The sequence below is a fragment of the Arthrobacter gyeryongensis genome, from assembly GCF_039543785.1.
Lineage (GTDB): Bacteria > Actinomycetota > Actinomycetes > Actinomycetales > Micrococcaceae > Arthrobacter > Arthrobacter gyeryongensis.
Genome location: NZ_BAABKK010000038.1, coordinates 24,241 through 46,593, shown reverse-complemented (window position 1 = coordinate 46,593; position 22,353 = coordinate 24,241). Strand labels below are relative to the sequence as shown.

Here is a 22,353-nt window from a genome sequence, read left to right as displayed (position 1 = left end):
AAGAATGGCACAAGAAACCACGGTGACCGTCATTGGCGAATCACTCGTCGATATCATCAGAGATCCTCGCGGGAGGGGCGACAGCCAGGCCCACCCGGGTGGAAGCCCACTCAACGTGGCCGTAGGGGCCGCCCGCCTGGGCCTGAGGACGAACCTCGTGACGCACTACTCCGATGACCCTTACGGGCTCATGCTCGAAGCGCACCTGCAGTCCAATGGTGTGGACGTGATCAACGGCGGGACCACGCCGACGTCGACGGCCCTCGCCACATTGGGACCCGACGGTGGCGCGGACTACACGTTCTCCATCACCTGGGACATCAACGGGGCATCCCTGGCCGCCCTCGCCGCAGTCGAGGGGTCAACCCACGTCCACACAGGTTCAATCGCTACCGTGCTTCCGCCCGGCGACCAGGCAACCCTCGCACTCGTGGAATCCGCCCGCGAGCAGGCTACTGTCAGTTTTGACCCAAACTGCCGGCCAGCGATCAGCCGCGATGCGGCCGCGGTGCGCCAGGCCGCGGAAGTGTTGGTGGCCGCCAGCGACATCGTCAAAGCCAGCGACGAAGACCTCCGCTGGCTCTACCCGGACCGGCCCCTCGACGAAACACTCAAGGTCTGGCTGGAACTCGGCCCGGCGGTCATCGCCCTGACACGCGGAGCCACCGGCCCGGTGCTCCTGTCCCGCAACGGGCGGGTGGAAAAGGCAGCCGAAACCATCGCCGTCGCCGACACCGTAGGCGCCGGCGACTCCTTCATGGCAGGGCTGATCTCCGGACTCGCGCAGCTGGATGCCCTCGGGGCAGGTCGCAGAACGCGACTGAAGAACCTAACGTTGGACGAACTGCACGCTCTGGCCGCCTACGCCAACCGCGCCGCAGCGATCACATGCTCCCGGCACGGCGCCAATCCACCCCGGACGGACGAACTCGGCCCGTTGTCCATCACATCAACGGTTCAGGAACGTCCACTCTGAGAACGTTCGACTTTCGAGACATCAATAGCGACGACGACATTCGGGAAAAGGGCCCTCGACGCTGACTGGCTGCAGGACCTGGACGACGGGGCGCCGGAGAAGGAAGGCAGCATCTGGAACCCCGCCTTCAACCGTGCATCCTGCCGGACACCGAGGCATGGGGACAATGCCCTTCCCAAGGCTGGCTAAAGGGGTAAAGACGAACCGGCGCCGTGGCCTCGTTTCTCCCAGGCGGCCGATGCGAGCTTAGCCCTGAACGAACGGGCGTAGGCGTTCGAGGGAACGTTCCAGATGTTCGGTCATCGCTGCGTGGCTAACTTGGGGGTCACCGGTCGCGATGGCTTCTGCTACCGCAGCATGCTCGTGAAGCCCCGCCAGGCCCAGTTGTGATGCGTAGAGAATACGGAAAGTCCGTAGGTGCACGTGCGCGCGGGTGAAGGCGTCATGGGCGGATTCGTTTCGTGCGATCTGAAAGATCAGATCGTGGAACCGTTGGTCGTGCTCCTGCATCGCCCTGTACTTGCTGAAGTCCATCTCTTTTCCCATCCCGGCCGGGTGTTCGACTTCTGTCCGGAGCCTTTCAAGGTCCGCGTTGGTGGCCCGACGGGCGGCAAGTGCGGCGGCCCAGGGCTCAAGGCACAGCCGGAATTCCCAGAGGTCCTCAAATTCTGCGCGATTAATGACCGGGTTGGTGAAATAGCGGTTTCCCCGCTTGGTAACGAGTGAATCTGTTTCCAGGCGGAGAAGTGCCTCCCGAACGGGTGTGGGAGAGACTCCGAGTTCCCGCGCGAGAACGTCGATCTTAAGGGAAGTCTCGGGTTCCAGCGAGTGGTCCATGATGAGCGATTTGAAGTGCTCGTAGACGTCATCGGCCAGCACATTCTTCTTGAATATGGGCGTGGCGTGCGCAACTACTTCTGGACTGCTGGACATATTCTTCTCCGCTGCAATTGAACCTATGTGTTTATCGACGTCTGCGGGTCCAACCGCCACTCACCCTCATTCTAACGTGGCGGCTTGTTCCATACCGGCGAGCAACGGCCAGAGACCCTCGGGAATATCGGCCGCGTAACGCTCCAGGGCACTTCGGACCTGGGTCCCGTTTCTGGCTCCGACGACCACGGATGCAACGGCCGGCTGTCCAAGAGGAAACTGCAGTGCAGCCTCCGGGAGCTCCACCCCGGACGCCTCACACGCATCGGCCAACCCGGACGCTGTGGAAATCAACCGCTGGTCGGCCGGAGCATAGTCGTAGCGTGCACCGGGATCGGGTCGGCGGGTCGCCAGTATGCCGGAGTTATACACGCCCGCGGCCACGACGCTGACTCCGTTCTCCAGTGCCGCGGGGACCAGATCATCGAGCGCTGAGCGGTCCAGGAGCGTCATCCTTCCGGCAACCATGACGACGTCAATGTCGGTTTCCCGTACGAACCTCGTGAGCGGGGCGGCGTGGTTCATGCCGGCTCCCACGGCACGCAGGATGCCCTCTTCACGGAGCTCTACGAGCGCCGGGAGTGCCGTGCGAATGGCTTCGTCCTCCATGCCATCCGGGTCGTGGAGGTAGGCGACATCGATCCGATCCAGTCCAAGGCGGTCAAGGCTCTCGGTGATGGACCGGCGGATTCCGTCCCTGCTGAGATCCCATCGGCGGACATGGGTAGCGGGAACGGCGAATCCCTCTGTGTCCTGCTGGCGGTCCCCGCCCGGATTTGGAACGAGCAGCCTTCCTACTTTGGTGGAGAGGACGTATTCGTCCCGGGGATACTGCTTCAGCAGTGAACCCAGACGGCGCTCTGATAGTCCAAGGCCGTAGTGTGGCGCGGTGTCAAAATAGCGAATTCCGCCCTGCCATGCGGTGCTGATGACATCTGCGGCGGCCTCTTCGCTGGTCTCGGTGTAAAGGTTGCCCAGCTGAGAGGTGCCCAGCCCCACTTCGGTCAGCATGACCCCGCCACGGATAGTTCGCGTCTTCATTTGATCTCCTTCGGGAGCTCAAGGCCATACCAATGGCACGCGGTACCGGCCCAGACCGATTCCTGTTCTGCGGCGCTGAGACTTTCCAGTGGCGCGGTGACGGCCGTGACGAGGTCCGCGTACGAGGCGCCAGTGAGGGAGACAGGCCAGTCACTCCCGAACATCATCCTGTCGGGGCCGAAGAGGCGCAGGCATTCGTCGACATACTCCGGCAGACGGCCCCTCACGGTTTTGAAGTCCCGGGCAAGCGTGGCCATGCCGGAGAGCTTGATTGCGGCGTTGGGAGAGCCTGAGATGGCTGCCATGCTTTCGCCCCAGTCTGCAGCGCCCGTGTGATCCATATCCGGCTTTCCCAGATGGTTGACTATGAACCGGGTCTCCGGGGTTTTTGCCACCGCACGGGCGGCAGCAGCTTGGTGCTCCGGTCTGATCAGCAGGTCCACGGCCAGACCGGCATTTCCAGCTGCCTTGAACAGCCTGCCGGCTTCGTCCCCGGCCAGCCACTCAGGATCTGACCGGTACTCTGTCAGGTCCCGTACCGAGACGAGCTTTTCGCTTCCGGGGTGATCCAAGATTCGGGCGAGCTGCTGTCCGGGATCATCCGGGCCTGCTTTGACCCAGCCGACAACCCCGAGCGCGGCCGGCGATTGCCGAGCGAGGGTGAGCAGCTCGAGGGTTTCGTTTGCGTCTTCCACGGTCTGAACGATGACCGAGTGGGTCAGGCCTGACGGGGTTGCCGCTTCCGACCAGTCCGCAAGAGAGAAGTCGCGTCCGATCGTCTCCGCCTGGTCCGGGGTCATCCACGTTTGCGGGTGTTCGGACAGGGTCCAGACGTGATGGTGGGCGTCGATCCTCATGCTGCCACCGCAGATTCGTGGATACTGCGAATTACGGCTGCGCTTACGTCGGCGTAATTCTTGTTGTTGTCAACGACGCCGACCAGCCGGTAGTCGTGCACGACTGCAATTCTGTCGGCCAGGTTGATCATCTCGGGAAGGTCGCTGTCGATGAGGAGTATGGTCAGTCCGGAATCTGCCAGGTCGAGGATCAGTTCCTGGAAGTCTTCTTTCGTGCGGACGTCCACTCCGACGGTGGGCTCGTCGATGATGAGCACATCGGTCTTGGCGGCGAGCCATTTGGAGAGGCTGACTTTTTGCTGGTTGCCGCCGGAGAGCTGGCCGACCAGTTGCTGGTCCGAGGAAATCTTGATGCTGAGGTTCTTCACCGCGGTCGCAGCGGCGTCTTCTTCGAGCCTCGGTCTGACTCCGAACCATCCTGAAATGCGGCGCCAGATGGTGGCGGCGATGTTGTATCGGACGGTCATGTCAAGGAAAAGGCCTTCGCCTTTGCGGTCCTCCGTGACGTACCCCATTCGGTGCCGGTTGAGTGCTTCGCCCATGCTACCTATGGTCACCGGCCGGCCGTTGAGAAGAATCTCGCCTCCTGTCACTTTGCTGATGCCCAGGATTGACCGGGCCAGTTCGCTGCGGCCGGCTCCGACGAGCCCGTATAGGCCAAGGATTTCCCCGGGGTACAGGTCGAAGGAAATGCCTGTGTGTCCGAGTTCGGTGGCGAGGTCGCGCACGGCCAGTTTCGGTGTTCCGCTGCGGTCAACTGTGCGGCGCCGGACGTTCCTCTCGGCGAGGGTGCGTCCCACCATGAGGTTGACGATGTCTCGTTGCGTGTAGTTTGCAAGCGGTTCTGACTCCACCACGGTCACACCGTCCCGCAGGATGGTGACCCGGTCGCAGAGATCAAAGACTTCCTCCAGCTTGTGGCTGACGAACACGATCGCGGTCCCCGCGTCGCGGAGTCTTCGAAGGACGGTGAACAGCCTGGCCGTTTCGTTGTCGGTCAGGGACGCCGTGGGCTCGTCCAGGATAAGTACTCGTGAGTCCAGTGCGAGGGCCTTGCCGATTTCGACCAGCTGGATCTGGGCCACCGAAAGTTCTGAAACCGCGGTGGCGGGATCGACGTCGAATTCGAGGGTTTCGAGCACGTTTCGCACGATTTCAGCCCGGCGTTGCCGATCGACCATCCCTCTGCGTGAAGGTGGGTCCTGCAGCGTGATGTTTTCCGCGACCGAGAACAAGGGAACGACGTTCCGTTCCTGGTGCACCACGCCGATTCCGGCGCGGGCCGCGTCAATGGGGCTGCTGAAGTGCCTTTCGGTTCCGTCAACGACCAATGTGCCGGCATCGGGTGTGTGCACTCCGGTGAGGATCTTTACCAAGGTCGACTTTCCGGCACCGTTTTCACCAAGGAGGGCGTGAATGCTTCCCTCTTCCAAGGTGATCCGAGCCGCTGACAGTGCTTTGACCCCGGGGTACTCCTTGGTGAGTCCGGTGGCGATGAGGCGGTTTTTCATACTGCCAATTCCTCCCTTTTTTGCATGACGGATGCTGTGCGGCGCTTTCGGTACTCGCTGATGGCAACGGTTGAGAGAACAACGGCGCCGATGACAAAGCTGGTCCAGCTCGGGTCAAGCAGGAATTGGGCGCGGGCGACATCGACGATTCGAAGCAAGCATGCGGCGATGATCGTCCCGTACACCGCAACAGATCCGCCGGTGAGCAGAACTCCGCCGATGATGGGGGCTGCGAAACTGGGCAGGAGCCAGTCGACGCCGATGGAGCGGTTGATTCCCGTCAGCGAAGCCATCGTGGCCAGTGCAGCAAGTCCTGTCAGAAACCCCGAGACTGTGTAGGCGAGGATCATGGAGCGGGCATTGGAGATGCCGGACAGGCGCGCCGCCACCTCGCTTCCGCCTGTCGCCAGGAGCCTTCGGCCCGGTACCGATCGGGAGAAGAACACGAAGACAAGGATGCTCACGCAGATTGTGGCCACGAACAGCCACGGGATCCCTGCCACATTCTCGCGCCCGAAAGATTTCAGCGCGTCGGAGTAGGCATCGATCGTGAAGGAACGGACGAGAGAGAACTGGACCCCCAGGAGAATAGTCATGGTGCCGAGGGTGACTATGAAGCCGTGAAGCCCGGTGATGACTACGAGAAGCCCATTGACCGCTCCGATAACCGTGGCCGCAACGAGTCCGATGAGCAGCGCAGCCCAAACCGGGACTGCTCCGTTGGCCATCATGACTGCCATCAGCCCGCAGAGGGCGCCGCCCATGGCTCCAATGGCCAGGTTGAGCTGGCCCACGGCCAGCACCGTCATCTGGGAGAGGCCGATAAGGATCGGCACCGAAAGGTATGCCAGGAAGCTGAGCAGCCCCTGCTGGCTGAAGAGGCTTCCTCCGGAGGCGATGCCCAGGACGATAAAGCCTACGCAGACGATCATCGTCAGGGTGCCATCCGAGCCTTGAATCGGCAGTTTGGCAATCAGGGTTTTCATTCGGAGACTTCCTTGTCTTTCTTCCTCCGGCGGATGCGCTGGACGCGTTGCACCGACAGGGCGAGCAGCAGCACACTGCCCAATGCGATGTTGAGTGTGTCGAGTCCTGCCCCGGCGACGCTGAGACCCATCCGGATTACCAGTGTCAGCAGCGTGCCGAGGACAGTTCCCATGACTGAGACGACGCCGCCGATCAACAGTGTTCCGCCCAGGACAGGGCCCAGGAAGGAAGGGATCATAAATTCGGAGCCGATGGCTGCCGAGAAGGATCCTGTCGTCGCGGCCAGCATGATCCCCGCGAGGGCCGCGAGGATACCCGAGAGGCTGTGGGCGAGCAGGATTCGCTTGCCGGCCGGGATGCCGGAGAGCTCACTTGCCCTCAGGTTGGCTCCCGTTGCGAGGATTTCCCTGCCTGTCCGGGAACGGGCGTAGAGGTGGTGGATGAGCAACACGGCCAGAAGTGCAGGGATGGCGAGCAAAGGTATGGCCCTTGGTCCGCAGTACCCGAAGGCGCAGACGTCGGCGAAGGAACCGTTCCGGAACAGGTCCATGCCTTCCGGCTTGGTGCTGAAGGCAGCATTTTCAGTCAACGCTGTATAGACGAGCGTTACCAGCCCTAACAAGGCGAAGTCGAGTGCGAGGGTCACAACGAACGCATTCACGTGGGACCTGACGATGATCCAGCCTGCCAGCAGGCCCAGCAAACCTCCGACGATCAAGCCCACGACGGCGCCGGCGAGCAGGGACATTCCGAGGAATTGATAACAGGCTCCGGAAGCCATGGCCCCTACGGCGGCCATGCGGCCGACGGCGAGGTTCATCTGTCCGATGGAAAGCACACACATTTGCGCAAGGCCGACGACGGTGAAGACCGAGGCATCCCGCAGGAGAGGAAAAACGACGAACTTGTCATTGAAAAATTGGGGATTCATCAGCCCGAACCCCAAGAACAACGCGGCCGTCAGTGCCGCGAGCAGGGTCCGCTGATTGGTGAGGAGTCGAAGCGGTGATCTCCTGGGACGGTTTGAAGGGACATGTCGTACTGCGGGTCTTTTTTCTGCGATCGTCATCGATGGCTCATTTCTTCACGTGTTCCGAAGCGGCCGGGGCCCGCGGTTGTGCCACGGGCCCCGGTTGCGTCACTTCTTGCAGTCAAACAGCTTTGTCTGGAACTCGGTGAGGAGTTCTTTGGTCTTTGCGAGACGTTCATTGTCGTAAGTAGTCGCGTTGTCTTTCGTGACCAGGAAAGACCCTGAGTCGATGGAGAAACCAGGTTTTACAACTTTGCATACCCCGGCCTCCAGACTCGCCAACGCCCAAGTCCCGACATAGCCCTGACCGTATGGATTCTGAACGACGGTGCCGGCGATCGTCCCATCCTTCACGGCCCGGATGACGATTGGATCGTCATCCGTCGCGATCACCTTGATCGGCAAGTGCGAGTCACCAACGCCCTGGGTGGCGGCGACCGCGGGGTTTCCGGCCGTGGTTACGATGCCGTTGATCTGGGATCCCCGGGTTGCCAGGAGATCGCTAACGGCCTTCTGTGCGCTCTGGAGATCCTTGTCGATGTCCGTCACGGTCGTGAGCAGCTTCACCGACCCGTTCGTTTCGGCCACGGCTTTCTGGACGCCGGCGATGCGGCGTTGGGTGTTGGTGTCAACGGCGTTCCCGGTCAGGTGGACAAGATTTCCTGACCCGCCCATTGCCTTGATGGCCGCCTTTGCCGCGGTGTAGGCGGCCGTTCCCGTGTCCGTGCTCAGGCAAAAGTCGGCGCTGTCGGTATCGCCGGCGGGACAGGCTGCCAAGGCGCCCACAGCGAAGCCTTGCTTCTTGAGCCCCTGGAATGTTGTGTCGATGTCCGTTGCCGAGACCCCGAAGATGCCGAAGGCGTTGTAGCCCTGCGCCCCGAGCGCGTCAATGGCGGAATTCTGCTTGGTCTGATCCCATTCACCGGTCTCGTTGAATGTCACTTTGCCGATGCCGAAATCCTTGACCGCGGCCTCCCCGCCCTGTTTCCACGGCTGGAAGTAAGGGTGGGCACCCCCGGGAACCAGAGCAACGTTCACCTTATCGAGCGAGGTGACACCTGATCCCTGCGAGCTGCTGCCCTGCGGTGTACACGCGGTCATGGCAAGCGCTGCACCCAACGCGATCGCAATACCCGTAAATGCTGCCTTGTTGTGGTTCTTCACTATCTCAGTCCTCCTTGGCTGAGCATGAGACACCAACGGACTTCTCCATCGGAGTCTAAGCGTAATAAGCCTCTCAATAGGCTATTCCCAATACTCTATAGACTTTTCGGGAATTGTCTATAGAGTTGGTGAAGTCAATCCAAACCCGACTGGCGAAGATGCCACAGAGGAAAAAATCATGTCCCACATGAGCGAATCGCTCGTCATCCGAGGACCGGGCCAACTCGACCTCGAGGCCCTCCCCGTCCAAGCTCCAGCTGAGAACGAACTCATCGTGGACATAAAGCTGGGAGGCATCTGCGGCAGCGACCTGCATTACTGGAAACACGGTTCCTCGGGCGCATCCGTCCTGACGGATCCCATGATCCTTGGCCACGAAGTCGTAGGTATAGTCCAGCAGGCCGCCGCGGACGGTGCAGGGCCAACAGCTGGAACGCCAGTCGCCATCCACCCGGCCACCTCATGCGGCACCTGTGCGCAGTGCACCGCAGGCCGATCACATCTTTGCCTCGACGGACGGTACCTTGGCAGCGCGGCCCACCGCCCACACACTCATGGAGGTTTCACGACCTCGATGGTCGTACCCCGCCGCAACGTCCGTCCGTTGCCCGAGGGAGTGCCGCTGGAACACTTCGCGATGGCAGAACCCGCCAGCGTGGCATGGCACGCGGTGAACCGGGCAGGATCAGTCACAGGCCGGCGCATCCTCGTCATAGGAGCCGGACCCATTGGACTGGCAATTGTGGCTGTACTCCGACTGCGCGGAGCGGGCGAGATCGTCGTAAGTGACCTCTTCCCCCGCCCCTTGGACACTGCCCGGCGGCTGGGCGCAGACCGCACGACGTCTCCCGGTGAGCCGGGTGGGGAGGAAACGAATGTTGACTTCGACACGACGTTCGAATGCTCGGGCACTCCGGCTGGACTCTCCCAGGCCGTGGAAGCGACCCGCGGCGGCGGTGACGTCGTGATGGTGGGAAATCAAAGGGTAGGCGATGTGCCCTTCCCCGCGGCCCGGGCCATCAGCAAGGAGCTGAGGATCAGCGGCTCATGGAGATTCCAGAACGAATTCGACGAAGTCGTCCAGGCTCTGGCATCAGGACAGCTTGACCTGACACCGATCATCACCCACATCATCGACTGGAGTGACTACAACCGTGCCTTCGAACTTGCATCGAGGCCCTCGGAGTCAAGCAAAGTCCTGCTCGCCATCGGCCCTCGTCACCAAGTCGACGCCAAGTAAGCCACGGGAACCCTCCCTCTTGGCCAAATGAAACCGGACAGTAAACATGGAGACTCAACAGCGAGCCCAACGCACGCTCAATGCCCAGACGTTCCCCCTACCAAAGCGTCCACCCATCCGCATCGTCCACCTCGGGCTAGGGGCCTTTCACCGCGCACATGAAGCCTGGTATACGTGGAAGGCCGACTCCGAGGCTGAATGGGGCATAGCCTGCTTCACGGGCCGCAGCCCTGCAGCGGCCACTGCTTTGGCGTCCCAGGATGGCCTTTACACGCTGATCGAACGGTCCGCCACGGGCGATACCTTCCAAGTCGTTTCCTCGATCGTCGAGGCCCGCGACGGCTCCGAGCTCGCCAGACTCCGTGAACTCCTCCGCGCCGAAACAACAGCCGTCGTCACGCTGACGATCACCGAGGCTGGGTACCATCTGCTGCCGAACGGCGCGCTCGACCTTGATCAGCCCGCCGTGGCGGCCGACATACAAGCGCTGCGTCAATCGGAAGACCTTCCCGACAATGGCGGTCCGTCGACGCCGATCGGCCGTCTGGTCCTCGGCCTCGGCGACCGGATGAGCGCCCGGGCGGGGGAAATTGCCATCGTATGCTGCGATAACCTCGCCGACAACGCGGCGGCCACTCGCAACGCCGTATTCGGGCTGGCCCAGGCGGCCGATCCGCCCCTGGCGTCCTGGATCGCGGAGAATGTCAGCTTCGTCGGAACGTCGGTGGATCGGATCACCCCGCGCACCACTGATGCAGACCTAGACATCGTTCGCGAATACCTCGGACTTGAGGACCACTCTCCGGTAGTGACGGAGCCTTTCACGAACTGGATCCTCAGCGGGAGCTTCCCAATGGGCAGACCCGCGTGGGAGGACGCGGGCGCCGTGTTCGTGGAGAACCTCGAACCATATGAAAACCGCAAACTGTGGTTGCTCAACGGTGCACACTCCCTTCTGGCCTACACGGGACTTCAGCGCGGACACACAACGGTCGCCGAAGCCCTCCTGGATCCGTACTGCTCCCGCTGGGTCCAGGAATTCTGGGACGAAGCCGAACGGAATCTTCCTTCGAAGGAACTGCAGATCTCCGCCTATCGGGCAGCCCTCCTTGAGAGATTCAGCAACAAACGAATTTCCCACCAACTAAGCCAGATCGCGGCCGACGGCACCCACAAACTCAGGATGCGCGCTCTGCCGGTCATCCAGGCCGAACTATCCGCCGGAAGGCCGGCAACCGGAGCGATGCGAGTCATCTCGGCATGGCTTGGCTGGGTTCAAGGAGCTGAGACCATCCAAGACCCGGCAATCGAAGCGATCAGAGCAGCCCTGCAGCAGGATGGCCGGAAACGTACCGAATCCCTAACTGCAACGATCGATCAGCAACTCGCGCAGGACCCGTCCGCCCTTGAGCTCATCGAGAAACTTGCCGGATCAGTACGTTCCTAAGCATTCGGCGGCTCTCCGGCACAGCGAACCACCAATTCCCCGGGTACCCGGGACCACCAACCGAACCCTCGATCAGCAACCCTGAAAGGACCAGCTGTGAAAATCATTGCTGCTGAAGTCTTCGTGACCAGCCCTACCCGGAACTTCGTGACCTTGCGGATCACCACCGAGGACGGCGTGACCGGCATCGGGGACGCGACCCTGAACGGCCGTGAACTCGCGGTGGCCGCGTACTTGAAGGAACACGTTGCGCAGCTGCTGATCGGCAAGGACCCGCACCGCATCGAGGACACCTGGCAGTTCCTGTATCGCAGCTCGTACTGGCGCCGCGGCCCGGTCACCATGGCCGCCATCGCCGCCGTCGACATGGCCCTGTGGGACATCAAGGGCAAGGTCGCCGGACTGCCGGTTTACCAGCTCCTGGGCGGCGCCTCCCGCAACGGGCTTCGCGCGTACGGGCACGCCTCGGGCGCGGACATCCCGTCCTTGTTCGACTCGGTCCGCGAGCACCTGGAACTCGGTTACAAGTCGATCCGCATCCAAACCGCGATCCCGGGCATCAAGGCCGTCTACGGCGTGGCCGCCCAGGCGCAGGCCTCGGGTGAGCGCTACGACTACGAGCCCGCCGGCCGCGGTGCGTTCCCGCAGGAAGAGGACTGGGACACCCGCGCCTACCTGCGCCACCTGCCTACCGTGTTCGAAGCGGTGCGCAACGAATTCGGCCCGGAAATCCCGCTGCTGCACGATGGCCACCACCGCATGACCCCCATCCAGGCCGCCAAGCTCGGCAAAGCGCTGGAACCGTACGACCTGTTCTGGCTCGAGGATTGCACTCCGGCCGAAAACCAGGAGGGGTTGCGCCTGGTCCGCCAGCACACCACTACGCCGCTGGCGATCGGTGAAATCTTCAACACGGTCTATGACTTCCAGACGCTCATCAAGGAACAGCTCATCGACTATGTCCGGGCCGCGTCCACGCACTTCGGCGGGATCTCGCCGTTGAAGAAGGTTATGGACTTCGCCGCGCAGTACCAGATCAAGTCCGGTTTCCACGGCCCCACTGACATTTCGCCGGTCGGTTTCGCCGCGCAGCTTCACGTGGGCCTGGCCATCCACAACTACGGCATCCAGGAGTACATGCAGCACTCGGACAAGACCAACACGGTCTTCGAGCAGTCCATGACCTTCACCGACGGCTACCTGCACCCGGGCGACAAGCCGGGCCTAGGCGTCGAATTCAACGAGGAAGCCGCCAACTCCTTCCCGTACCAGCAGGCCTACCTGCCCTACAACCGCCTCGTGGACGGCACCGTCCATGACTGGTAGGAACATCGCCGTGGCTGGCGACCCCGGCGCAGCCGCGGAACAGCCGCGGCGCATTGTGGTGATGGGCGTCTCCGGTTGCGGCAAGACCACCATCGGAGACCTCGTCGCCCGGGCGCTGGGAGTTCCGTTTCTCGACGGCGATTCGCTCCACCCGGTGGAAAACGTTGCCAAGATGGCTGCCGGAACCCCGCTGACGGACGAAGACCGCTGGCCGTGGCTGGCGACGGTCGGCACCGAACTCGCCAACGCCGGCGACGGCGGGTTGGTTCTCGCCTGTTCCGCCCTCCGTCGCAGCTACCGGGATGCCATTCGTGAAAAGGCCCCGGACACTGTCTTCCTGCACCTGCACGGCAGCAAAGAGGTGCTTAGGGAACGGACAGAAGGGCGTTCCGGCCACTTCATGCCGCCTGCCCTGCTGGATTCGCAGCTCGCCACCTTGGAACCGCTCGACGCCGACGAGGCCGGGTTCGTCGTGGACATCGCCGTCCCGGTCAGCGAGGTGGTCGCGGAAGCGCTGGCCGGCCTAGCCAATTCAGCTTCTTCCACTGCACAACGTATAGGTGCGACGGGACCATGAGCCGCGCAGATTGGAGCCTGGAGCGAGTATTGCGCTTCTCAGCAACCTTTGAACGGTGGCCATGACATGTCCGCCGAAGAAGAATCAGCATCCCTTGCACCACAGATCCAAAACTCGCCGAATACAGCCACTTCGAAAGTCACGATATACGACATTGCCCACGCGGCTGGAGTGAACGCTTCCACCGTATCGAGAGCCCTCGGGAAGAAAGGTAGGACTGCTCCAAGGACGCAGAAACTCATAGAGGACATCGCCACCGAGCTCGGTTACCGGGTAAACCCGTTTGCGCGAGCACTGCCCACCGGACGAACCTACCTTCTTGGTCTGATCGTTGGTAATGTCGTCGATCCCTCCTTCCTCGACGTAATCCGATGTGCGGAATCAACAGCCACTGCCCATGGTTACAATCTGATCCTTGTCGGAACCCCTGAAGCGCCCGAAAAAGAAATCGCTACGATCCAGCGCATCAAAGGCGGCGTCGATGGCCTCATTCTGGCCGACCCGCTGATGTGCGACGATCAGCTGCGCGAGATGTCTCGCGACACGCCCCTCGTGGTTATTGACCGTCAGACCGAGGGCATCCCTTGCGTCGTTCCAGACGTCAAGAAGGGCGTACGCGAAGCTATCCGCGGCCTCCGCGAGAACGGCCACCGCAAGGTGGCCTTTGTCTCCGGAGCGCGCGATTCGTGGATGTCCACACGCATCGGTGCAGAAGTCCAAGATGCATGTGAATGGTCAGGAATGGAAGCCATCGGAATTCCATCTCGTGAACCTACCGTCGAGGGAGGAAGACTAACTGCGCGCAACGTCGTCGCCAGCGGCGCCACGGCAGTCCTGACGTGCAACGACCTGCTGGCGATTGGACTGATGCAGGAACTTCAGGCCGCGTCAATCACGGTTCCGGACCGAATGAGCATTGTTGGCTTCGGTGACGCAGTCGGTTCGGTCTATACAACCCCGCAACTCACCACAGTGCGATGGAATCGAGGACAGACCGGCACCAACGCGATCAACTTGCTCGTTGAGATCCTCGACGCAAGCGGAACTCCAGCTCGTGCTGTTCATCTGGATACCGAAGTCGTCATACGCGGCTCCATCGGGCGCCAGAACAACGCCCCCTCTTGGTTGGAAGTCGAAGCCCACGATTGACCGAGAGTTCCGGGCACAAAGTGGAGAACCCGAATGCTGGCAACCGCAATTCCGAGAACCTGATTGCGGACGGATTCATCTCGGGCGTGGACTTGGCCGCGGTCGCACCGACATCGAAACGCTGCCAACGACGACCGGTGCTTTGGCTCCGCCGGCCCTCGCGAAAACTAACAGGACTCCTGCTCCTCTGGGAATGCTTCGGGAAAGCTTTAGGCGCGATGCTTGCTGGTACCGAGAAGGCGCCTGAGGCAGAGCCTCAATTGACCGGATGGTTCTGGGCGAGGCATGGCTGAGACGCTTCCAGGGCGGGTTAAGTGGCTGGCATCAGGCCCGGGGCCGGTTTGGTCATTGCGGGCTTCAACGGTTCGTGGCTCAAAGACGCAACGTCCCGTTCGCCGAAGCCATTCGCACTCCAGGGAATTGTCCTCGCTCGTCATTCGGGCCTCAAGCGATAGAACATCTAGCGCCGCCCAGCGCAGGGTTGCACGAGCCGCAGCCAGCTCAAGCGTCCGAAAGCCATTTACGCTAGCGCTAGGCCGACTTGGTGCAGATAAGGTGGAAGCTCAAGAGCCGTTCTGAGCTGGATGTTGTGTGCGCGGCCGTCGTCGGGCCTATCGATCAACCCACGGAGATCGTGGCCGGTTTGCCCATCGACGGGGTGTTACGCATCGTTGGCCGGACATCAGTTCTCCGCCCCGCCGACAGCAGGGCGTTGGCGCGATGGCTTAAGCCTCCGGAGAGTCTCCATCCATGGCCAAGCGTTGTGAAGGGAAGAACCCTGGACCGATTCAACCGCGACGCGTCACCAGTTGCGCTGACCCTCGTCAAGCCGGTCGTGATTGAGGTTTCAGCCGACGCTGCATGGTCTGGCCGGTCGTTTCGTCACGTTCTGCGTTATATCCGTGTACGTCCGGAATTGAACCCCGACGATGTGGGTGTCCCGGACCGCTGATTCAGCTGCAACAAATTGCTAAAGCCACCGCGATGAAATCCCAGGTCAGAAGGCACTTTTCGCGTAAGTGGACCCCTGCCGGGACGATTTGAAGCCACTGTTTTGACCACCTCTTATGGAACATGGCCAACGGGATAGTGGCCCATTCTTCACGTCCATTTTCCCGTCCGGATCGTCGAAAGCGAAGCTCCGCGTCTCGACCGCCGTCTGGCGGCCACGGCAAGCCCTTGCAGGGGAAGGTCGGCCATGGCGGCCAGACACGGGCCCGTTTCCCTGGGTGTCATCGTGGCACCGTACTCTCGCGTACGACGAGTGAGGGCCGCAGCAGCACCTGTTCGGGTTTGCTGTCGGGGTTGTTGAGCAGGTCCAGCAGCAGGCGGACGGTGTGCTTCGCGGCGGTTTCCAGTGGCTGCGCGATGCTTGTCAGCCCGGGCGTGACGACGCGGGCACCGAGGCTGTCGTCGTAGCCGGTGATGCCGACGTCGCGGCCGGGTTCGAGTCCTCGTTCCCGGCACGCGCGCATTGCGCCAATTGCCATGGTGTCGCTTGGACAGATGATCCCTGTCGGCGGTGTCTGCCGGTCGAGTAGTTCCCCGGCTGCCCGGCGCCCGGTCTCGACGTCGTCCGGGCCGCGCACAATCATCCCGCGCGTGGGCAGACCGTGCGAGCCCATGGCGCGCTGCCAGCCGGACTCGCGATCCTCGGCCAGGCCGGCCGATTTCTCCCAGCCGAGGTAGGCGATGCGTCGGTGGCCGAGCTCGACCAGGTGGTTCACCGCCTGCTCGAGACCGGCGGCCCCATCGACATCGACCCACCAGCAATCCGACATGGGCAAGCCCCAGGGCCGTCCGAACACGACGAATGGAATCTGGCGCTCGAGCAGGAAAAGCGGGAGTGGCAGGTCGTCGGACGACGGGCAGGTGATCACGAAGCAGTCGACAGTATTCCGGCGGAAGGTCTCCTCGACGATCTGGGTCTCTTCCTCGTAGGTCTCGGCCGCGTAAGAGAAGACGCCGTAACCGGCCTTACGTGCGGCCGCCGAGAGCTCATAGAGGTAGCTCGCCATCACACCGCCTACGTCACGATCCGCAGGGTATAGCCGGAAGCCGAGAGCTTGCGGGGAACGGGACCTGAGTGATCGGGCAGCCTGGTTCGGTCGATATCCCAGCTCATCGACCGCCTTGAGGACCTTGCGCAAGGTAGCCGGGCTGAGCCTGCCCGGGGAGCTCAGCGCGAAAGAGACTGTCTGCGTCGAGACCCCGACCCGCTCAGCAACCATGGCCATCGTGGGCCGCGATGACCGGGGCTTGCTCCGAGTGCCCTCATCCCGGCCGGAGCCGGCCCCCAAAGATGTTTTAGCGTTAAACTTCATGTTGCCATCTTCCTCCGTACTCTTCGTGACGTCAAAGGAAAGCATCCAAGCGCCCGTCTGGGCCGTGTCGGCCCGAATTCCTTGCCCGCTATAGAGAAGTCATCTTGGAGACCGCCAGGAAAAGAGCCTTGACGAGCGTGGCCTGCGGCACTATGTTTCTGTTTATCGCTAAACAATGTTTAACGTTAAACAAGCGATAAGGCTCGGCTCGCATCGTCGCAGAGGACAACGCAGCTGCCTGCCCGCTACCGGCGACCACCCTAGCGTCGGCCGCACCAAGTCTGGCTCCGCATTCGACTCCGCCAGCTTGGCACCTGATTGTTCTAGGCTTCGAAAGGAACGACTACGATGTCCAATTCCCTCTTTCCCGCAGATATGGGCCGCCGCAATGTCCTCAAGGCCGGCTTGTTCGCCGGTTTGGGCCTGGCCGCGGTTCCCTCACTGGCAGCCTGCGCCGGCGGTTCCGCCGGCGCTTCCGGCGGAGGGTCCGCCAGTGGTCCCATCAAGTGGGCGGGTTGGGACGGGCCGCCCTCGTCGGAGCGGTTCGTTCAGCTCTCCCAGAATCTGACGACGAAACTGGGGGTGCAGGTCACCTACCAGCAGGTTGTGGGTGACTATCTCTCAAAGCTGCTGTCGCAGCTCTCTGCCGGCGCCGCTCCTGACGCCTTCTACGTCGGCGACATCTACATGTCCAAGCTGATCGAGACCAAGCAGTTGCTCGACCTCACCCCGTACCTGGACAGTGGCAGCGCGGCGGTGAAGCTCGATGACTTCTACGAAGGTCTGTACCCATGGTGCAGGCCTGCCGATGGCAGCCCCGGGCTGTTCGGGCTGCCGACAGACTGCAACCCGGCCGTTTTCTGGTTCAACAAGGATCTCCTGGCCGAGGCAGGTGTCACCACCGACCCGGCTGCCCACTTCGAGGCGGGCACGTGGACCCAGAATGCACTCACGGACATGCTGGACAAGATCCGCGCCACCAACAAGAAGGGTCTGTTGGTTGGTTCCGGTTGGTTCGACTGGTTCGGGTGGCTGAGCACCTTCGGCGGAACGCTCTTCGACAAGTCCGGCAAGGCCGTATTCGACGACGATGCCAGGTCTCAGGAGGCGTTGGCATGGCTTTTCGAGCAGCTAAAGTCCGGGAACATCAGCTACTCGGGCTCCCTCCCGCAGGGTCAGAGTGGTGACACACTGTTCTACGCCGGCCAGGTTGCGACCTACAGCTCCGCCCGCTATGTCCTGCCGAACCTCAAAAAGCTCAAATTTGGCTATGACATGGCCCCTTTCCCGTCCTTGTCCGGCAAGGACATCATGCCGGTGCCTATCAACACGGCGGCAATGTCGGTCAATATCAATTCCAAGAATCAGGCCAAGGCACTTGAGTTCCTGGGCAGCTTCGTGAGCGCTGAAGGACAGAAGTTCCGCCTTTCCGGCGGCGGCAACGCGGTCCCGTCAATCCGGGGCCTTGACGAGATCGTCACTGAGGACAATCTGCCCGCGCACGGCAAACTGTTCAATGACATCGCGGCCAAAGGCTACGCCGTCCCCAGGGCGATCATCAGCAACCCGAAGGTGGCCACCGAGCTCCCAAAGATGGTGGACCAGATGTTCAAGGCTGGCAACGAGACACCAAAGTCGTTCAGCGGAAAACTCGTCAAGCTGATCAACGGGGATTCCTGATGGCTGTCCTCACAGCCAGTTCCCGGACCCGGCCACAGCAGGGGCCCGGGAACGCAGGCACCCGACGGCGCCGGCGCCGCAAGGACACCGTGGCGGGATACCTGTTCCTGACGCCCCAGCTGCTGGGGATGGTCGTGTTCATGGTCGGCCCGCTGCTCTTCGCCCTCGTGCTGGCCTTCTATCATTGGGACGGCTTCGGCACTGGCTCCTTTGTCGGCCTGTCCAACTTCGTCGATGTCCTCTCCGACCCTCGCATCCAGCGCTCCGCGGTGAACACCGTCTGGTACACGGTGCTGCAGGTGCCGGGACTGATGCTCACCGCCTTGTTCTTCGCCGTGCTGATGCAGCGCGCCCCCAAGCTGACCCCTGTGTACCGGTTGGCCTTCTTTGCCCCGGTCATCACCTCATCGGTCGCGGTTGCGGCGATCTGGCTGTGGCTGTTCAACCCCGACATCAGCCCGGTCAACAGCGCCCTGCGCGACATCGGGCTGCCCGCGCCCAACTGGCTGCAGGACCCCGCGTTCGTGATCCCCTCTTTCGCGATCGTCGGGATCTGGCAGGCCCTGGGCTACCAGCTGGTGATGTTCATGGCCGGCCTGCAGAGCATCGACCGCTCGTGCCTGGAGGCCGCCGAGATCGACGGCTGCTCGGAGTGGCAGAAGCTGCAGCGGATCACCATCCCGCTGCTGTCCCCTACCATCCTGTTCCTGTCGATTACCTCGGTCCTCGGCTCGTTCCAGGTGTTCGACTACATCTATGTCTTCTTCGGCACCACAGCTCCGGACGCAGCCCGCACCATCGTGTACGAAGTCGTCCAGATCGCCTTCCAGGAGTTCAACTTCGGACAGGCCTCGGCTCTCGCCTTCCTCCTGTTCCTGGCCTTGCTGGCGGTCACCGGTCTCCAGCTCACAGCCCAAAAGAGATGGGTCCACTACTCCGAATGAGCACCTCCCCAGCCACCACCACCCGCCCGCCCACGACCGCCAAAGGCGGTCCCCGCTCACGTCGGCCCGTCCATCCCAAACTGCTGCTGCACGCGGTCCTGATCATCGGCGCGCTAGCCATGGCGCTGCCGTTCGCCTGGATGCTGTTTTCCGCGTTCAAACCCCTGACGGAGATCTTCACGCCGCCGCCCAAGCTCCTCCCCGAGGAATGGAACCTGGACGGCTTCCGTACCGCACTGGGCGGGGCCGACTTCGTCCGCGGGTTCTGGAACAGCACCTACATCGCCGTGACCGTCACCGTGATCTCCCTGCTCACCTCCGCGATGGCCGCGTACGCGTTCGCACGGATCGATTTCTGGGGCCGCCGTTGGCTGTTCATGCTCTTCCTCGCGACCATGATGATCCCCGGCCAACTCACGATCATCCCGCAGTACATCATCATGGGCGGGCTGGGCTGGATCGACACGCACCTCGCGCTCATCGTGCCGCCCGCGCTCTTCAACGCCTTCGGGGTCTTCCTGCTGCGCCAGTACATCAAAGGCATCCCGGTAGAGCTGGAGGAAGCCGCCGAGATCGACGGCGCCGGCCGGATCCGCACGTTCTTGACCATTACCCTGCCGCTGCTGCGCACCCCGCTGACGGCGCTGGGGATTTTCACCTTCCTTGGCCAGTGGAACAACTTCTTCAACCCGTTGATCTTCCTGAACAGCACCGACAATTTCACGCTGCCATTGCTGGTCAACCAGTTCAAGGGCCAGTTCACGTCCGATTGGCCCGCTCTGATGGCCGCCACGACCCTGTTGGCGGCTCCGATGCTGATCCTGTTCGCGTTCGCGCAACGCCAGATCGTCGAAGGCGTCGCCCTGTCCGGCTCCAAATCCTGAGCCACAGCAGCAGCAAGACCGGGATACACGCATTGACGCGATTTCAGACTCGCACGGCTACGTAGTTTTTGTTCAGCACGTACTTAGATATGGCGGCATTGATCGCCAGGAAGAAGGCAGCGCATGAGTGCCGACATCACTTTGATCGATGGGTCCACATTCGCCATAAGCGGTGCAGGGGGAGACATCACCGACAGCTCCGCTGTACGGGGCATGTTCGTGCAGGACGTCCGGGTCCTCTCGCGCTGGCGGCTCACTATCGACGGGAAAGCGCCGGAACGCTTGTCAACCATTGCCGGCGAGCCCTTCGAGGCGACCTTCATCGCCAAGGCCGCCCCGAAGGCCGGCGCTGAGCCCACGCTTGTCCTCGAGCGGTACCGGACTGTAGGCACCGGCCTGCGGGAGGATTTGAAGGTGCGCAACTATAGCCCACAGCCAGCCGAATTCAGCCTCGAGATGGAGGCCGACGCCGACTTCAGTGGCCGGTTCGACCTCGGCAACGGGCACATGGGAGGCGACCGCCCGCCGATCGTGTCCGCGAACGGGGACGAGCTGCGGATTTCGAGGGTCGTCAACGGAACAGCTCATGAGGTGCAAATAGTCGCCGAAGGAGCGAACGCCGTCTCCGGGAAGCTGCTGTTCCAAGTGAGCATCCCGGCTGGCGGCACCTGGACGGCGTCCGTGCATGTTACCGCGTCCACTCCAGGATCCGGCATGGAACCGGGCGCGCTGGCCGACAGGCACGCGGCCTCCAAGCCCCCCGGCACAGGACTTGCAGCTTGGCGGAGCGCCTATCCGGGCTACGCGACCTCTTGGGCCCCGCTGCAGCGGGCGCTCTCGTGCTCCGAGCGGGACTTGGGCGCCTTACGGATTACCGTTCCGGGACGCCCGGAGATAGAAGCAGTCGCAGCCGGGGTGCCTTGGTTCATGACTCTGTTCGGCAGGGATTCGCTCCTGACGAGCTTGATGATGCTGCCGTTCAACCAGTCCCTTCCCCTTGGAACGCTCCGGGCTCTCGCAGGCTTCCAGGGCCGCAAATCCGACCCGGTCACCGAAGAGCAACCCGGACGGATCCTGCACGAGATGCGCTCCGCCGGATCAGGCTTTCCGCTTGGGGACGGCCGCATCTATTACGGAACTGTCGATGCGACCCCACTGTTTGTGATGCTGCTCGGCGAACTTGAACGCTGGGGCGCGGACAAGGACGAGATCGACGACCTCCTGCCCGGCGCCGACGCGGCTCTGGAATGGATAGAGCACTATGGCGACCTTGACGGCGACGGGCTGGTCGAATACGAAGTCCGTCTGGAGCCGGGCCGCTTAGCGCATCTGGCTTGGAAGGACGGCAGCGCCGATGCAATCCATTTCGCCGATGGCACGCCCGCAGAGGGTCCGCTCGCCCTGGCCGAGGTGCAGGGATACGTTTACGCCGCATATCTGGCACGGGCACAGCTAGCGCGCACGCGAGGAGACAACGACACCGCCACGCGATGCACCGAGAAGGCTAAGTCGTTGAAGGAACGGTTCAACGAGCGCTTCTGGCTGGCTGACCGCGGATATTACGCAGTGGCACTGGACGGCCGGAAGCAACCTGTAGACAGCCTGGCTTCGAATATGGGTCATTGCCTGTGGACTGGAATCATTGACACGGAAAACGCACAGGCCGTGGCCGACCACCTGCTCTCATCGGACATGTTCACCGGGTTCGGCGTTCGGACGATGGCGAAGTCGACGCGCTCCTACAATCCGGCCAGCTACCAGCACGGCGGAGTCTGGCCCCACGACAACGCCCTCATCGCCGCTGGCCTGATGCGGTACGGATTTGTCTCCCACGCCCAGCGCATCGCGGAGGGGCTCATCGAAGCTGCAGATTTCTTCTCCGGACGGCTGCCGGAACTCTTTTGCGGCTTCGACCGCTCCGAATTCGCTACTCCAGTGGAATTCCCGGCAGGCTGCTCACCGCAGGCATGGGCCGCAGCCGCTCCATTGTTGATCGTACGCACCCTGCTGCGCCTTGAACCCAACATGCGCGACCAAACGCTGACCATAAGCCCGGTGCTTCCAGATGCCTGCCCGGACCTGGAACTAACCAACATGCCCTTGGGCAAATCGCGCCTGACGGTCAGCGCCCGGCGAGGCACCCCCGTCGCCGTGAACGGGCTGCTGCCCCACATCGAGCTGATCGCAGAACCGGCAACCCACACAGAACCCTACGCAGTGGCCTCGTCTGCGGCCCGATAACCAGGAGACGGACAGAACCGCTACCGGCAGCCGTGCCGGGCA

Annotated in this window: 18 protein-coding genes; 10 read left to right on the top strand and 8 right to left on the bottom strand. The window is 62.4% G+C overall.

Features of this window, described 5'->3' with window-relative positions; genetic code table 11:
- Positions 1–4: 4 nt before the first annotated feature.
- The gene (locus ABEA18_RS23030) at positions 5–976 is read left to right on the top strand and encodes a carbohydrate kinase family protein (protein ID WP_345453236.1); all 972 of its coding nucleotides are present in this window, start codon (positions 5–7) and stop codon (positions 974–976) included.
- A 246-nt stretch (positions 977–1,222) separates the two neighbouring features.
- On the opposite strand, the gene ABEA18_RS23025 is transcribed toward ABEA18_RS23030, so the two are convergent.
- The 7 genes from ABEA18_RS23025 to ABEA18_RS22995 all read right to left on the bottom strand — a co-directional run bounded on the left by ABEA18_RS23025 (position 1,223) and on the right by ABEA18_RS22995 (position 8,499).
- Positions 1,223–1,909, bottom strand: coding sequence for a GntR family transcriptional regulator (locus ABEA18_RS23025; protein ID WP_345453233.1), 687 nt, complete (start codon positions 1,907–1,909; stop codon positions 1,223–1,225).
- Positions 1,910–1,975: 66 nt separating this feature from the next.
- Positions 1,976–2,950, bottom strand: coding sequence for an aldo/keto reductase (locus tag ABEA18_RS23020; RefSeq protein WP_345453230.1), 975 nt, complete (start codon positions 2,948–2,950; stop codon positions 1,976–1,978).
- Positions 2,947–3,807 carry an amidohydrolase family protein gene (locus tag ABEA18_RS23015; protein WP_345453227.1) on the bottom strand — a complete coding sequence of 287 codons (861 nt, stop codon included), beginning with the start codon at positions 3,805–3,807 and terminating at the stop codon, positions 2,947–2,949. The genes ABEA18_RS23020 and ABEA18_RS23015 overlap by 4 nt, the downstream gene beginning before the upstream one ends.
- Complete coding sequence (locus ABEA18_RS23010) at positions 3,804–5,318, bottom strand: sugar ABC transporter ATP-binding protein (RefSeq protein ID WP_345453224.1); 1,515 nt, start codon at positions 5,316–5,318, stop codon at positions 3,804–3,806. Before ABEA18_RS23010 ends, ABEA18_RS23015 begins: the two co-directional genes overlap by 4 nt.
- The gene (locus ABEA18_RS23005) at positions 5,315–6,304 is read right to left on the bottom strand and encodes an ABC transporter permease (protein WP_345453221.1); all 990 of its coding nucleotides are present in this window, start codon (positions 6,302–6,304) and stop codon (positions 5,315–5,317) included. The genes ABEA18_RS23010 and ABEA18_RS23005 overlap by 4 nt, the downstream gene beginning before the upstream one ends.
- Positions 6,301–7,236, bottom strand: a complete 936-nt coding sequence (locus ABEA18_RS23000; RefSeq protein ID WP_345453219.1) for an ABC transporter permease — start codon at positions 7,234–7,236, stop codon at positions 6,301–6,303. Before ABEA18_RS23000 ends, ABEA18_RS23005 begins: the two co-directional genes overlap by 4 nt.
- 207 nt (positions 7,237–7,443) lie before the next feature.
- Positions 7,444–8,499: a sugar ABC transporter substrate-binding protein gene (locus ABEA18_RS22995; protein WP_345453217.1), complete on the bottom strand. Its 1,056-nt coding sequence runs from the start codon at positions 8,497–8,499 to the stop codon at positions 7,444–7,446.
- A 178-nt stretch (positions 8,500–8,677) separates the two neighbouring features.
- On the opposite strand from ABEA18_RS22995, the gene ABEA18_RS22990 reads away from it, so the two are divergent.
- From ABEA18_RS22990 to ABEA18_RS22970, 5 genes are all read left to right on the top strand, one after another.
- On the top strand, positions 8,678–9,739 hold the full coding sequence (locus ABEA18_RS22990) for an L-idonate 5-dehydrogenase (RefSeq protein ID WP_345453214.1): 1,062 nt from the start codon (positions 8,678–8,680) through the stop codon (positions 9,737–9,739).
- 46 nt (positions 9,740–9,785) lie between these two features.
- The gene (locus tag ABEA18_RS22985) at positions 9,786–11,186 is read left to right on the top strand and encodes a mannitol dehydrogenase family protein (protein ID WP_345453211.1); all 1,401 of its coding nucleotides are present in this window, start codon (positions 9,786–9,788) and stop codon (positions 11,184–11,186) included.
- A gap of 96 nt (positions 11,187–11,282) precedes the next feature.
- Positions 11,283–12,512 (top strand): D-mannonate dehydratase ManD, encoded by a 1,230-nt coding sequence (gene manD / locus ABEA18_RS22980; protein ID WP_059387443.1) that lies wholly within the window; start codon positions 11,283–11,285, stop codon positions 12,510–12,512.
- Positions 12,502–13,089 carry a gluconokinase gene (locus ABEA18_RS22975; RefSeq protein WP_345453209.1) on the top strand — a complete coding sequence of 196 codons (588 nt, stop codon included), beginning with the start codon at positions 12,502–12,504 and terminating at the stop codon, positions 13,087–13,089. The genes manD and ABEA18_RS22975 overlap by 11 nt, the downstream gene beginning before the upstream one ends.
- Before the next feature lie 66 nt (positions 13,090–13,155).
- On the top strand, positions 13,156–14,238 hold the full coding sequence (locus tag ABEA18_RS22970; protein ID WP_345453206.1) for a LacI family DNA-binding transcriptional regulator: 1,083 nt from the start codon (positions 13,156–13,158) through the stop codon (positions 14,236–14,238).
- A 1,232-nt stretch (positions 14,239–15,470) separates the two neighbouring features.
- Here the strand turns inward: ABEA18_RS22970 and ABEA18_RS22965 are convergent.
- Positions 15,471–16,562 carry a LacI family DNA-binding transcriptional regulator gene (locus ABEA18_RS22965; protein WP_345453203.1) on the bottom strand — a complete coding sequence of 364 codons (1,092 nt, stop codon included), beginning with the start codon at positions 16,560–16,562 and terminating at the stop codon, positions 15,471–15,473.
- Between the two features lie 348 nt (positions 16,563–16,910).
- On the opposite strand from ABEA18_RS22965, the gene ABEA18_RS22960 reads away from it, so the two are divergent.
- From ABEA18_RS22960 to ABEA18_RS22945, 4 genes are all read left to right on the top strand, one after another.
- On the top strand, positions 16,911–18,242 hold the full coding sequence (locus ABEA18_RS22960; protein ID WP_345453200.1) for an ABC transporter substrate-binding protein: 1,332 nt from the start codon (positions 16,911–16,913) through the stop codon (positions 18,240–18,242).
- Entirely contained in the window at positions 18,242–19,186 is a 945-nt protein-coding gene (locus ABEA18_RS22955; protein ID WP_345453197.1) for a carbohydrate ABC transporter permease, read from the top strand. Before ABEA18_RS22960 ends, ABEA18_RS22955 begins: the two co-directional genes overlap by 1 nt.
- Positions 19,183–20,070: a carbohydrate ABC transporter permease gene (locus ABEA18_RS22950; RefSeq protein ID WP_345453194.1), complete on the top strand. Its 888-nt coding sequence runs from the start codon at positions 19,183–19,185 to the stop codon at positions 20,068–20,070. The genes ABEA18_RS22955 and ABEA18_RS22950 overlap by 4 nt, the downstream gene beginning before the upstream one ends.
- Before the next feature lie 123 nt (positions 20,071–20,193).
- Positions 20,194–22,311, top strand: coding sequence for an amylo-alpha-1,6-glucosidase (locus tag ABEA18_RS22945; RefSeq protein ID WP_345453191.1), 2,118 nt, complete (start codon positions 20,194–20,196; stop codon positions 22,309–22,311).
- The last annotated feature ends 42 nt before the right edge of the window (positions 22,312–22,353 follow it).